Origin of the sequence: Fructobacillus sp. EFB-N1 (genome assembly GCF_001038455.1) — a bacterium.
GTDB classification, from domain to species: domain Bacteria; phylum Bacillota; class Bacilli; order Lactobacillales; family Lactobacillaceae; genus Fructobacillus; species Fructobacillus cardui.
Window position 1 is genome coordinate 21,020 of the sequence record NZ_LDUY01000019.1, and the last position, 13,093, is coordinate 34,112.

At 43.4% G+C, this 13,093-nt stretch carries 16 protein-coding genes; 5 read left to right on the forward strand and 11 right to left on the reverse strand.

Annotated features, from left to right (window positions below; translation table 11 throughout):
* Positions 1 to 92: 92 nt before the first annotated feature.
* Together FEFB_RS05220 and FEFB_RS05225 are read right to left on the reverse strand one after the other, a co-directional pair.
* Positions 93 to 740, reverse strand: a complete 648-nt coding sequence (locus FEFB_RS05220) for a carbonic anhydrase family protein (protein WP_047975182.1) — start codon at positions 738 to 740, stop codon at positions 93 to 95.
* A 20-nt stretch (positions 741 to 760) separates the two neighbouring features.
* Complete coding sequence (locus tag FEFB_RS05225) at positions 761 to 1,411, reverse strand: hemolysin III family protein (protein WP_047975183.1); 651 nt, start codon at positions 1,409 to 1,411, stop codon at positions 761 to 763.
* 152 nt (positions 1,412 to 1,563) lie between these two features.
* On the opposite strand from FEFB_RS05225, the gene FEFB_RS05230 reads away from it, so the two are divergent.
* Complete coding sequence (locus FEFB_RS05230; protein ID WP_047975184.1) at positions 1,564 to 1,911, forward strand: iron-sulfur cluster biosynthesis family protein; 348 nt, start codon at positions 1,564 to 1,566, stop codon at positions 1,909 to 1,911.
* 94 nt (positions 1,912 to 2,005) lie between these two features.
* Here FEFB_RS05230 and FEFB_RS05235 read toward each other — a convergent pair whose 3' ends face one another.
* The 4 genes from FEFB_RS05235 to FEFB_RS05250 are packed head-to-tail and all read right to left on the reverse strand — an operon-like array spanning position 2,006 to position 4,180.
* The gene (locus FEFB_RS05235; protein WP_047975185.1) at positions 2,006 to 2,899 is read right to left on the reverse strand and encodes a DegV family protein; all 894 of its coding nucleotides are present in this window, start codon (positions 2,897 to 2,899) and stop codon (positions 2,006 to 2,008) included.
* A gap of 35 nt (positions 2,900 to 2,934) precedes the next feature.
* Complete coding sequence (locus tag FEFB_RS05240; protein WP_047975186.1) at positions 2,935 to 3,285, reverse strand: CrcB family protein; 351 nt, start codon at positions 3,283 to 3,285, stop codon at positions 2,935 to 2,937.
* On the reverse strand, positions 3,278 to 3,694 hold the full coding sequence (locus tag FEFB_RS05245) for a CrcB family protein (RefSeq protein ID WP_047975187.1): 417 nt from the start codon (positions 3,692 to 3,694) through the stop codon (positions 3,278 to 3,280). The genes FEFB_RS05240 and FEFB_RS05245 overlap by 8 nt, the downstream gene beginning before the upstream one ends.
* Before the next feature lie 48 nt (positions 3,695 to 3,742).
* On the reverse strand, positions 3,743 to 4,180 hold the full coding sequence (locus FEFB_RS05250) for an Rrf2 family transcriptional regulator (protein ID WP_047975188.1): 438 nt from the start codon (positions 4,178 to 4,180) through the stop codon (positions 3,743 to 3,745).
* An 85-nt stretch (positions 4,181 to 4,265) separates the two neighbouring features.
* Here FEFB_RS05250 and FEFB_RS05255 point away from each other — a divergent pair, with 85 nt between their 5' ends.
* The 4 genes from FEFB_RS05255 to FEFB_RS05270 all read left to right on the forward strand — a co-directional run bounded on the left by FEFB_RS05255 (position 4,266) and on the right by FEFB_RS05270 (position 7,856).
* Complete coding sequence (locus tag FEFB_RS05255) at positions 4,266 to 4,871, forward strand: nitroreductase family protein (RefSeq protein WP_047975189.1); 606 nt, start codon at positions 4,266 to 4,268, stop codon at positions 4,869 to 4,871.
* Between the two features lie 336 nt (positions 4,872 to 5,207).
* The gene (gene trpX, locus FEFB_RS05260) at positions 5,208 to 6,209 is read left to right on the forward strand and encodes a tryptophan ABC transporter substrate-binding protein (RefSeq protein ID WP_047975190.1); all 1,002 of its coding nucleotides are present in this window, start codon (positions 5,208 to 5,210) and stop codon (positions 6,207 to 6,209) included.
* Positions 6,209 to 7,108: an ABC transporter permease gene (locus tag FEFB_RS05265; RefSeq protein WP_047975191.1), complete on the forward strand. Its 900-nt coding sequence runs from the start codon at positions 6,209 to 6,211 to the stop codon at positions 7,106 to 7,108. The genes trpX and FEFB_RS05265 overlap by 1 nt, the downstream gene beginning before the upstream one ends.
* Entirely contained in the window at positions 7,101 to 7,856 is a 756-nt protein-coding gene (locus tag FEFB_RS05270) for an ABC transporter ATP-binding protein (RefSeq protein ID WP_047975192.1), read from the forward strand. The genes FEFB_RS05265 and FEFB_RS05270 overlap by 8 nt, the downstream gene beginning before the upstream one ends.
* 140 nt (positions 7,857 to 7,996) lie before the next feature.
* Here the strand turns inward: FEFB_RS05270 and FEFB_RS05275 are convergent, their stop codons facing one another.
* The 5 genes from FEFB_RS05275 to tyrS form a co-directional block, all read right to left on the reverse strand.
* On the reverse strand, positions 7,997 to 8,629 hold the full coding sequence (locus FEFB_RS05275) for a hypothetical protein (RefSeq protein WP_047975193.1): 633 nt from the start codon (positions 8,627 to 8,629) through the stop codon (positions 7,997 to 7,999).
* 245 nt (positions 8,630 to 8,874) lie between these two features.
* Positions 8,875 to 9,177, reverse strand: a complete 303-nt coding sequence (locus FEFB_RS05280) for a hypothetical protein (RefSeq protein ID WP_047975194.1) — start codon at positions 9,175 to 9,177, stop codon at positions 8,875 to 8,877.
* A gap of 117 nt (positions 9,178 to 9,294) precedes the next feature.
* On the reverse strand, positions 9,295 to 10,083 hold the full coding sequence (locus tag FEFB_RS05285) for an ABC transporter permease subunit (RefSeq protein WP_047975195.1): 789 nt from the start codon (positions 10,081 to 10,083) through the stop codon (positions 9,295 to 9,297).
* Between the two features lie 17 nt (positions 10,084 to 10,100).
* A complete protein-coding gene (locus tag FEFB_RS05290) occupies positions 10,101 to 11,012 on the reverse strand; it encodes an ABC transporter ATP-binding protein (protein ID WP_047975196.1) in 912 nt (303 codons plus the stop codon).
* Positions 11,013 to 11,440: 428 nt separating this feature from the next.
* Positions 11,441 to 12,688: a tyrosine--tRNA ligase gene (gene tyrS / locus FEFB_RS05295; protein ID WP_047975197.1), complete on the reverse strand. Its 1,248-nt coding sequence runs from the start codon at positions 12,686 to 12,688 to the stop codon at positions 11,441 to 11,443.
* Positions 12,689 to 13,093 lie beyond the last annotated feature (405 nt).

Below are 13,093 nucleotides of genomic sequence, written 5' to 3' on the forward strand. Positions count from 1 at the left end.
TGTTAGAGAAGCTCACTTTACATCTATCAATTTTAGCCTTAGATCAAAAAGAAGACAAACGGCATTGAAAAAAGCCCGAAGGGCTTTTGCACTTACTTTGATTTTTTCACCGTTGATAAGTGGTGATAAACCACCGTCCGCCCGGATAAAGGCTGGCAATTTCGGTAGTTATCCGGATAGGCTTCGGCAAAAGTTGCCAAATCTTTAGGGTTTATCCCCACCGGTTTGTCTAACAAGAACCAATTAATGTTTTTTTTCAACGGCGGTGTGGTTAACGACCCCATATAGCTAAAGCAGCCCGTCTTTTCCACAGGCAACAAATCCTGCAAATTAACGGTCTTTTTTTCTTCCGAAAAAAGCGGAGCGAAGATGACAGGGTGCTTTTCGTCGACTTCGGCAAAGGCCCCGACCACCAAGGTTTGGCCAAGCTGATTTTGACAAACGATGTGAATCTCAGCCGCATCGCGCTGACCATCAATCAGGTGTTCAGCGCCATCATGAATATGAAAACGAACGACATTCCAAGCTTGCTGGTTTAAAATCAGCTGGCCCTGGCAATAAAATTGATCACCAATCACTTCCGGACTCTTCTTGACCGGTGTGTTTTGAAAATCAGTCCAATCAACCTGCCAGTCATCACCTGTGACAACGGCTGATTTTTCAATCGCAATTGGCGACTCTAGGTTGCTTAACGCAGTGGCTGTCCAGGCACTTTGAAAGCGATAATCCAGCTTTTCCATCTTTTTGACCTTCTTTCAATCTAAAGAGTTAGATATATTGAGCAGTACATGAGTCCGGCACCAACAAGAACAAAAACGTGCCAGTAAACATGGCCCATGGGAATTTTTGGTACGAGGTAAAAAATGGTTCCAAGAGAGTATACCACACCGCCGGCTAATAGTAACCAAAAGGCAGCCGATGATAAAGCAGTCCACAATAACGGCATAGCAATAATAATCAGCCAGCCCATCACCATGTAAATCAGGACAGATAACCAAGGAAAGCGACCAACCAGAAACAAGTCATAAACCAGACCAGCAATGGTCATCAATAGAATGGCGGACCAGATACCAATCCCCCAACCGCCCTTCAAAACTAACCAAGTATAGGGCGTGTAGGACCCTAATATCACAAAGTAAATACCGGCATGATCCATAAATTGAAAAATCTTGGCCGCTCTAGTAAAGACCAGTGAGTGAAAAAGTGTCGAAGCCAGTAAAAACAGTGATACCGAGGTCAAATAAATACTGACCGCCGCGATTTCAATGCCACTCGTCTGCCCATCACCGACCATTTTCAGCGCTAAAAAGACACTGGCAATAATAGCTAAGATAAAGCCAAGACCATGGGTAACGGCATTTAAAACCTCATAGACAATCTGATAAGCTTTTCCATGTTTTTTGATTTCCATTTTTTATAAAACCCCTTAAAAGTTGTCTGTCGCATGAATTTTCTCTATTGTCATCGTGAAAATAAATAAAATAACAACTATACCAATTGACAAACATTGTTAAACATTATATACTAATCTTGTTACTTAAAGATGAATTGGAGGAATATTTTATGAAATTGACTTTTACACCAGCAGCAGCTGACCGTTTGCAGAAGTTCTTAGGCGACGATGTCAAGATGGTCTTGGACTTTGACGACGGCGTTGGCCCATTCTCAGACGAAGCAAACTGCACCTTGGCTTTGTCATTTAACCTCGTGTTCGTCAATAAGGATACTGATTTGTCCGAATTTGGTGCTAAGATTGACTCAAACCTTGGTGAAATCTATGCTAAGCCTTATTCAACCGATCAAATGGACGAAGAAATGACCGTTGACGTCAATGAAAAGTACTTGCGTTACTCATTGGCTGGTCGCGGTGGCGAATTGGACCCTGCCTTGGGTATCAAAAAAATTGCCTAACCCATCTTGATAGTCAGGCATTAACCAATATTTATCTGCTTACTAAAAAGTCAGCCGTTCGGCTGGCCTTTTTTATTTACTCTAAATGACTATTTCAGTCTTCTTTTGCCATGTCTTGCCAGTCATGTGACCAAATAACGGCCATCGCCCCATCACCAGTATGCACACCAATGACAGGATCCATGCTGGCACGTTCAAAGGCAACCGTTGGGTACTTCGCCTGAAAATCTTTCAGCCATTTGTCCCCTAATTTGGCATTATTACCATCAATGATGTAGGCGCGCACTGGGAAATCAGCAGCCCGAAGGTAGTCTTCAAAGGCTTCTTGAATCTGCTCCTTTGCCCCGGACATCTTTCGTGCTTTGCCAACGGCGCCAATCTTCCCATCCCCGACAATATCAAAGGACAAGATTGGCTTAATATTCAATAAGCCACCAATCAAAGCTTGGCCGCGCGATAGGCGGCCTGTCCGCTTCAAATGCGAAATATCGTTGACGACCAAACGAACGCCCAGGTCCTCACGGAAAGCCGCGAGCGCTTGGTCAATTTCGACCAAAGTACAGCCCTTTTCGGCTAATTTAGCGGCCAACAAAGCTTGACTGGCCTGCCCCATGTTAGTCAATTTGGAATCGACTACAAGAATTTCTTCAAGGCCATCGAAACCATCAGCAACCAGCTTTGCCGTTTGAAAGGCACCTGAAATTCCTGAAGACAGGGTAATGATGATGGCTTCTGCATAGCCAGCCTGGACGGCCTGGTTCAAAGCCTGCTCCCATTCAGCTGGACTTGGTTGCGATGTCGTTGGCAAAACATCTTTTTTAGTCATTAATTCAACCAAATCAGCTAGAGAAGTTAAATCCTGGCCACCCATATAAGTTTCTTGGCCAAATAAAATCGGAATTGACACTTCCTCAATTCCATATGAACGGCGGATTTCGGCCGGCAACGCCGCCGATGAATCCACGATTACTGCTGTTTTCTTTGTCATAAGTTGCTCCTAATCCTAAGGGCTATTTTACCATACTAACGAACGGCCCCTGCTAGGACTTGACCTAAGAGGAAAGCAATGGCCCCTGCGAGAACCTGCACGAATAAATAAAGTAGTTGCTTAAAGAGGCCATCTCTTTGCTTCGCCTGGGTCATCATCGTTGAAAAGGTGGTCAATCCACCCAAAAAACCAGTTTGCGTCAACAAGACGGCATGGGAACCTTGACCGATACTTGAAAGAATACCAAGTAAAAACGATCCCAGGATATTAACCGCCCAGACTCCGGTAAACAAATCAAACCGTTGCGGCCACCAAATCAGTAACAGATAGCGTAAAAGGGCCCCGAGCCCAGCCCCAATCATCACGAGCAGGTAGTTTTCAAGCATGGCTGACCCCCTTCTGATTTGGATTCAAAACGACCCGAGCGGTCAACTGTCCGGCAATCACCAATGCTAGACCACCAAAAAGCGAAAGGAAAAGATAAGAAAAGGCCAAAAATGGTTGATGCAAGCCAAGATGGACGGTTTGTAAAATCATGGTTCCAAAGGTTGTAAACCCACCCATGATGCCGGTACCCAAAAATGATTGCCAGTAAGCGGGGCGTTCCATCTTCCCAATCAAATAAGCGCCCAAGAAGGCCAGCAAAAAGGCGCCCAGCCAGTTAATCAGCATCGTCGTCAGTGGCCATTCGCCAATGACTGGCACAAAGCTTAATAAATAGCGGAACAGGCCCCCAATCGCACCTCCAAGGAAAACCACCAATCCTTCAATTTTTCGATTCGTTTCAACTGTCATGATGTCGCCTACTTTCTATATAAGAAAATTCTATCACGCAATCAATGCTCAAATTGGCAGCGTTTGGTTCTTTTTGACGTCTTCGACAAGATCAAAAAGCGTCATCTCACCCATCACGGCCATCACCGCTTGGTCGATTTCACCATAATACTTTGACAGGGCCGAACCAATTGAAGAACCGACTGGACAGTCAGGGTTGGTGTGCTTATCCAAGGCAAAAACGGCTGCACAGTCCTCAACGGCCTGCAAGACCTCTGCAAAGGTAATGTCCTTACTATCTTTTGCCAGCACAGGACGGCCTGGATAAGGACCCTGCCGACACAAAATATCAGCATTCTGCAATTCAGCTAAAAGTGCTCGCACGCGTGACGGGTTGGTATTAATGGAATCCGCAATCGTAGCGGAGCTTAATGAATCTGTTGGGCGCGCGGTTGCCACATAAACAAGGATGTGGAGCGCATTTGTTAATCGTAATGATGGTTTCATAAAAATTAGTCCTTGTATTTTTCTAAAGTCTATTATAACATAGTGTTGTACTTTTAAAAAACACAACCAACAAGGAGACAGAAATATGTCAGAATTCATCGATTTACAAAAGAAGCGTCGTTCAATTTACGCCCTTGGTAAGGACGTTCAACAAACTCCTGAAGAACTTAATTCAATTATTAAAGAAGCCATTGAAAACACACCATCAGCCTTTAACTCACAATCAACACAAGCCGTTGTTTTGACTGGTGCAGCACACGATCGTTTGTGGGATATCACATTAGCTGAATTGAAGAAGGTTTCTGCTGATGAAGAAGCCTTTGCTGCTACGAAGGCCAAGGTTGACGGTGCTTTCAAGGCCGGCTTTGGTACTGTTTTGTTCTATACTGACACAACCATCGTCAAGGGCTTGCAAGAGGGCTTCCCACTTTACGCTAACAACTTCCCTGATTGGGCAGAAGAAGCAGTTGGTATCTCACTTTACGCCGTTTGGTTGCGCTTAGCTGAAGAAGGCATTGGGGCTTCATTGCAACACTACAACCCATTGATTGATGCAGCCGTTGCCAAGGAATTCAACTTGCCTGAAAACTGGACTTTGCGTGGTCAAATGCCATTTGGTTCAATCGTTGCTCCTGCAGGCGACAAGGACTACTTAGCAGAAGACGTTCGTTTCCGTTTCTTCCAAGACTAATTTTCTCTTAACGTTATTGTAGACTTTTCTGATAACTTTTTCATTTTTTCTTGACAGGCCTAGTCCCGTCTTGTATGCTTAACTTAACTTTTAGATGTTTTAAGGAGTCGCGTATGCGTCAGTTTGCTTTACAATCTAACCGCCAATGGTGGCGCCGGTAGGAAAGCAGCTCGTCGATTGGACAAGCTGTGACAACAGTTTTGTCCCAACCGGCTCTTTTGCAATACTGCAATTCATTAAAAGTCTGTTTGGGTTTAATCACAATACCCAGGCAGGCTTTTCTTTTTGTCTAAAACTTGTCTGGGCCAGTATATTAGAAGTTTGAAGGAGTAAAAAATGAATAAACGTCTACTAACCGTGACATCATTCATCGCCCTTTTCCTAGTCGTTGCCTTTTTCACCACGGACAATAGCAACACGAGTACGAAAAAAGGCATCCCCACCGTGGGTATTTTGCAATTAGTCACTCACCCTGCCTTGGATCAAATTCACCAAGGAGTGGTGGCCGGGCTGGCTGATGGTGGTTACAAAGCCGGCAAAAACGTGAAGATCGACTATCAAAATGCGCAAGCGGACCAAGCTAATTTGAAAACAATGGCGCAAAATTTTGCCAATAAGAATGAAGACTTAACCGTTGGAATCGCTACGCCAGCAGCCCTTTCTTTGGCCAAGGCAGCCGATGGTAAGACCCCCGTTATCCTAGCAGGAATTACCAACCCTAGCGGCTCTAAGTTGGTGAAATCAGATGCTCATCCTGGCGCTAACATTACTGGGGTCGGTGGTGACTCTCCTTATGAAAAGCAAGTTGCTGTCTTCAAGGAAGTCTTACCAAAGGCCAAGACAGTCGGAATCATTTCCACTTCTTCTGATGCTGGTGGTACTTATAATGCGAAAAAAATGGCTAATGCATTAAAAAAGGCCGGTTATCAAGTCAAAAACTATACGATTGCTTCCACTAATGACATGCAACAGGTTGCAACCACCATGGTCAGCCAAGTCGACGCTGTTTACGCACCACAAGATAATGGTGTCGCCACGGCGATGAAGACTTTGGTTGCCGTCGCTAACCAAGCGCATGTAGCTGTTATTCCGGCTGCAGACTCAATGGTGAAAGACGGTGGTTTGGTTACTTTCTCTAATTCACAGTATGAAATTGGTTATCAGGCTGGTCGGATGGCTGCCCAAGTCCTTAGTGGCAAGAAGAAAACGGCCACGATGACGGTTTACAACGTTACTAAGGGAAATTACGTCATCAACCAACAAACAGCGAAAACGCTTGGCATTATATTGCCTGCCGATATCGTTGCAGAGGCTGAAAAAGCTGGGGAGGTCTTCTAATGTCAATTGTTGTTTCAAGTATTTCTCAAGGGATCTTGTGGGCCGTTTTGGGCCTGGCCCTGTTCTTAACCTTTAGAATTTTAAACTTCGCTGATATGACGGTTGAAGGTTCCTTCCCACTTGGTGGTGCGACCGCTGTTACCCTGATTGCCCATGGGACCAACCCCTATCTGGCAACATTAGCCGCCGTCTTCGTTGGTGCACTAGCTGGTTTAGTAACTGGTCTTTTGTATACCAAAGGTAAGATACCGATTTTGCTATCCGGGATTTTGGTGATGACAGCCTGCCTGTCCATTAACCTCCGGATTATGGGCTCTGCCAATATTTCCCTCTTGAACCAAAAGACAATCTTCTCGTCACCATTCTTAGAAGGTCTACCAAAATACTTTGACGGCGTCTTTGTGGGCCTGATTATTATTGTTTTGATTACCCTCGCCTTAATCTGGTTCCTACAAACGGAACTCGGCCAAGCCTTCATCGCAACAGGTGATAACGCAAAAATGGCTGCTGCTTTTGGTATTAAAACTGACCAAATGATCATTATGGGTCTGATGGTCTCAAACGCCATGATCGCCTTTGGTGGCGCCGTTATTGCCCAAAACAACGGCTTTGCGGATATTAACATGGGAATCGGCATCATCGTCATTGCCCTAGCTTCAATTATTATTGGTGAAGTTGCCTTTGGTGATTTGTCATTAAATCAGCGCCTGGTTGCTGTTATCATTGGTTCCATTATCTATCGCCTGGTTTTGCTGGCCGTCTTGCAACTTGGCTTCTCAACCAATGACTTGAACCTGATTTCATCCATTATTCTGGCCATCGCGATGGTTTTGCCTCAAGTGCGCCATTATTTGAAATTAGACAAAATTTTGCAGTTAGGAGGACAGCACCATGACTAAACCCGTGATTACACTAAAAGATGCAACCGTTACCGTCGGCAATCAAACCGAAATTTTAAAGCAGCTCAACCTAGAAATTTATCCCGGTGATTTTATCACTGTCTTAGGGACCAATGGGGCTGGGAAGTCGACTTTGTTCAACGCCATTTCTGGTGACCTCGCACTTAACTCCGGAGCTGTCTACCATCAAGGTAAAGACATTACCTCTCTGCCAGCAGTTAAGCGAACTGCCTTTCTGGCTCGTGTTTTCCAGGACCCAAAGATGGGAACAGCACCCCGGATGACGGTTGCTGAAAACCTCTTCTTGGCTGAGAAGCGTGGTTCAAAACGGACATTAAGAAACCGTCACCTTACCAGCCAAAAACTGAATTTTTATCATGAAATCACGGAAAAGATGGGCAACAACCTTGAAGATCGCTTGCAGACAGCTGCTGGTTCCCTTTCTGGGGGGCAACGACAAGCACTATCCTTTCTGATGGCCATTCAGGTTAAGCCAGAACTTCTGCTCTTAGACGAGCATACAGCCGCTTTAGATCCCAAGACCTCTGCACAACTAATGGATGCCACAAACCATCAGGTCGTCGATAATCACCTAACGGCGTTGATGATTACCCATAATTTGGCGGACGCCCTCACCTATGGCAATCGCTTGATTGTCTTAAACGCTGGTAAAATTGTCTTAGACGTTAAAGACCAAGAAAAAAAAGACCTCAGTGAAGAGGACCTCCTCGAATACTTTGTTCACTAAAATGAGGCTTCACAAATAATCAGTAATAACCATTTTGATTGGTACTCACTACATCAAAAATAAAAAGAAGACATATTTTCTTAAAAAGCTCCGAATCACAATCGGAGCTTTTTTATTTATCAGAATTTGTCTAGACGATTTTAAGTAATCAATGTGTAATGTCCTGAAGGCTCCACCCGATAAAGACCCGCTGTACCTGTGCCTCCATCTAACCGATAAGCTTTAATAATCAACTTGACAATGAAATCTTTTGGATTACTTTCATCATTGAATACATCAAATTCCAAAGCATTTAAGTCTGATCCAACCGACCTATAAGCTTCCTTAATAACATCAACCGCATCCTGACCATTGCTAACAGCATGCCCTTGGCCCTCTATGGTTGCTGATGGTACATCTGAGGCGTTTAATTCACCTGCACTTGCACTATTTCCAGTACTGCTGGCATTGGCCGTCGAAGATGCAGAAGATCCACTGATATTCGTGGCCTCTCCAGCACTGCTGACATTTACCGTCGAAGATGCGGAAGGTTCGCTGGCACTCATACCCTCTCTAGCGCTGTTTGCAGTCGTCATCGAAGATGCGGAAGATTCGCCAGCACTCGCGCTATTTCCAGTACTGCTAGCATTATCCGCAGAGGAAACTGGGGATACACTGTTTGAATTGGCTACAGAAGATACAACCTTTTTTGCATTCTTTGCATTGCCAATAGCCAAAAGAACAGTCCCACATGTCAGTACAATCATGGTTAGCACAACAACAATTTTTTTCATTAAACCCCCACTATCTTAAAATCACTTCTTTTCATATAAACTATTAAAATATTGATGATTGTCTATCTTATTTCGAATGACTACAAAAAGAAACTCAGTAATATAACTTCTATCATCAAGTTTTCCATGGTCTCGGATCTCGAGAGCAAAGTAAAAGGACTAAGACCGATTAAATATCGGGCATCAGTCCTAAAGGGTATTCACTGACATCCCCTTATCTTGAGGGACGCACCACTTTTTACTTTTTAAAATTCCATTCCAGATCCATTAGTATTAATCCGATCAAAAACCTCAAAAAGATGTTCTCGCTCGGTTAATCGGTACTTTTTACTTTTGCGATCAAAGATGATTTCTGATTTAACCTCATCTTCGACCTGCAAGTCCGCCAGAAACTCACGAATCGCGGCAATATCACGCTGAACGGTCTTGCGACCAACGAAAAAGAGGTTTTCGATTTCATCTACGCCCATTGATTGCTTGGAAATCAGGACGGAATAAAGACGTAAAATCCGTTGCTTGTCATTATATGCTGGTGGTTTTCTTGACATAAGATTTCTCCTAACCCTATTTTATCAAAGCCAAACAGAAAGAAAAGACTTGTTTTTAGAATTATTCGCATGTATGTACTAAAAAAGACTGCTGAAGCAGTCTTTTTTATTTTTAAATTAGACAGAGCGTCGGTTAAAAATCCAATAAGCCAAGGCGTACATAACCAAGACATAGGCACCATAAACGACGAACAGTACCCAGGCACCAGCGCCGAAGTAGGACTGGATGCTTTTATTAAAATCGGAAGTACCACTGTAGTAAGAAACAACGTTCTGAACAGTCAATGGATTCCACTTTAATGGGGCCCAAAGTTGAATCAATGAAGAAGTCACTGCTGACAAGATACTAGTTGCAACTGACATCACAATTCCAAGAGAAATTGCTGCTGCAGAAGACTTAGCGATGTTTGAAACCAAAAGAACAATGGCCATTAAGAATAATGAACCAACAAAGCTCATCAACAATGCAAATAAGAATGACTTCCAATCAAGGCTTGTGTAATAAGTGGTGTAAACCTTTTCAGTTGAGCCATCATGCATTGCCCGGTAAATTAACCGACCAATCGCTGTTCCTGCGAGTGAGAAAACAATCAAGAGGAAGTATTCAACAATGACCGTAATAATCTTAGCTAAAAAGATTTGAAGTCGTGAATACTGACGTGACAATAAGGGACGAATTGTTCCAAAAGTAAATTCCTGCGTAAATGATAGGGCTGTTAAGACCAACATGCCAATCGTAATGATGATACTTGAACCACCCAAGGAACCATATGCTGATGCCTGACTAGCCATTGGCACAAAACTAGTCAAAGTAATAATTGGTAGAACAAAGGCGATAATCGCCCAGATATAGACCCGGTTTTGCTTCCAGGCCTTCATTGCTTCTTGCTTTAATAACGTAAACATGAATTCTCCTTCGTTGACTAGGCACGAGTGGCGTCAGTTGACAATACAGATAACAAATGATCTTCCAAGTTTCCTTGACCCGTTTGAATATCCGTCACTTCAAGCCCTTCATCAGTGGCTAATTTCAGCACCTTTTGTGCTGTCACATCGCCTTGAACAGCAATCAAGACACGGTCATCGCCCATTGAGGCATCCCAACCCGCAGCCTTGGCTACGGCCAACATCTTATCATTATCACTCGTTTGAACCTTAACCTGGGTCTTTCCTTCGGCCAAGAAATCCACCATCTTTTCACGACGTAAGACTTTTCCCTTATTAATGATCACGACATCATCAGCCAAACGTTGCAATTCATCCAACAAGTGTGAAGAAATCAAGAAGGCTACACCCTTGTCAGCTAGTGAACGAATCAAGGCACGAATGTCATGAACAGACTGTGGATCCAAACCGTTCATTGGTTCATCCAAAACAACAAATTTTGGATTACGGATTAAGGCGATAGCAATCCCCAGGCGTTGCTTCATTCCTAATGAGAACTTCTTTGCCTTGCGCTTACCAAACTTTTCGCCGTCGATTCCAGTAATCTTCATCAATTCATCGATGTCTGCATGATCCTTGGCATCCATGGCATAGTATGTCATATGGTCACGTGCAGTGAAATTAGGATAAATTGCTGGATATTCAATCAAATTACCCATCTTTGCCAATGACTTATTCTTGGCAAAGCGGATGCGTTCATCATCAAAAATGATTTCCCCATCGCTATAAGACATTAATCCAGTAATGGCGCGCATTGCTGTCGACTTCCCAGCCCCGTTAGGACCAATCAACCCAACAATTCGCCCAGGTTCTACGGAAAACGAAACGTTATCCAAAGCCTGGTAAGAACCGAAGTTCTTTGACACGTGATGCAGTTCTAGTAATGACATTAACTATGTCTCCTTTGTCTTGATACTGATCTGAGGATAATTTTTGCGCTACCGGTCTTTGTTTTTGACAATTTTAACACTGTCGCAAAAATCAGTCTCTTCGCCCATTATAACAAAGACTCGCACGCATTCAAAAGCCCAGCACCCATCGCCAATAAAGTTTCAGGTAGTAAAAGGCCCCCTGATAAAAATCAGGGGGTCGTCCATCTGCTGAACCTCCACCTCGGCACGGGAGAGAAGGTATAAATTAGGTTTAGAGAGAAGTATTTATAGATGTGCCGAGATGAAGTTTTTGATGTCCGATATATCGCTATATCGATAATGTAAGTATAGGAAATTGAGATTAAACTAAAATTAAAGAAAAAAATTCTTTTTATTTATTTTTTTTAAAAGAAAAAAGGCCCTTAAGGCTTTATAATCCACTTTTCTTACTTAACCGTTCCCAAGAAATACTTCTTCTTACCGCGTCGTACTAAGATATATTGACCATCATAATTGGCGCTTGGATCAACTTCGGCTTCAACGTCTGTTTCCTTTTGACCATTAATAGTAATCGCACCATTCGTCACGTCTTCACGGGCCTGACGCTTAGACTTTTCAATACCAGCGTCAAGTAAGAAGTCAACTACATTTTGCTTAGCACTAGTTGTTTCAAATCCTGGAACACCCGCAAAAACATCGCGAATTTGTTGGACAGAAAGTGCTGCAACATCACCCGAGAACAATGCCTTGGACAGCGCTTCTGCCTCTTCCACGGCTGCTTGACCGTGAACAAATGCTGTCACTTCTTCCGCTAAGCGCTTTTGGCCAAGACGAGCACCAGGATTTTCAGCAACTTCCTTTTCCAAATCAGCAATTTCTTCGGGGCTCAAGAACGTGAAATACTTTAGATACTTTACGACGTCTTCATCACGCTGGTTATACCAGAACTGGTAGAACGTATAAGGTGATGTCTTTTCTGCGTTCAACCAAATGGCATTCCCTTCTGATTTTCCGAACTTCTTTCCAGTAGAATCCGTCATCAATGGAATGGTCAATCCAAAAGCTGGTGCATCGGAACCTTCAACCGTATGAATCAAATCAACACCGGCAGTGATGTTCCCCCACTGGTCGGAACCACCGATTTGCAAACGCACATTTTCTTCGCGCCAAAGATGCAAGAAGTCAATCGCTTGTAAAATCTGGTAAGTAAATTCCGTATAAGAAATACCCGTTTCCAAACGAGAAGCAACGACATCCTTCTTTAGCATGACATTAACGGAGAACAGCTTGCCGTAATCTCGCAGAAATTCTGGCAAGGTCATTGGGCTCAACCAATCGGCATTATTAACGATTGTTGTATCGTCGGAACCAAATAACTTAGTCACTTGAGCTGCAATGCCCTTTTCATTCACTTTCAACTGTTCTTCTGATAGCAATTGACGTTCAGTTGTTGGTCGAGGGTCCCCAATTGATCCAGTTGCCCCACCAACAATAATCACGGCTTTCCCACCGGCTTTTTGGAAACGCTTCAAAACCATAAATGGAATCAAATGTCCCAAGTGCAGGGAGTCGGCCGTTGGATCAGTGCCGACATACGCCCCGATTTGGCCGGCTTTCATTGCCTTCAACAGCCCCTCTTCATCAGTAACCTGGTTTAACGCCCCACGCCACTTCAAATCTTCAATAAAATTCATTTTACTTTCCTCCATTTGATTACCGGCAAGTTCGTCTCAGCTAAAAATCAGGACAAAAAAGCCCTAATCATCACTGATTAGGGCGAATTGTCCGCGGTACCACCTAAATTGCCTCTTTAAGGCCACTCATTTAGTCTTAACGCGACTCGACGTCATCGTTTCCTGTTGTGTAACTCAGTTTAAGAATGGGTTAGCTTACAGCGACCGCTAACTTTCTGCTTTTTCCATGGAAGTAAACTTTTGCCAACAGATGATAGGTCTATTATAACAAATTCCTTTTTTATTTGGGATTTACTTTGATTAGTCACCTTTTTTTTCAAACATATTTAGAGTAGAATTAGTTCAAGAAATGGCAGATTCTATAATTAATTCGAACGAGAAAATTTAAAATAAAAACCCAAAGAA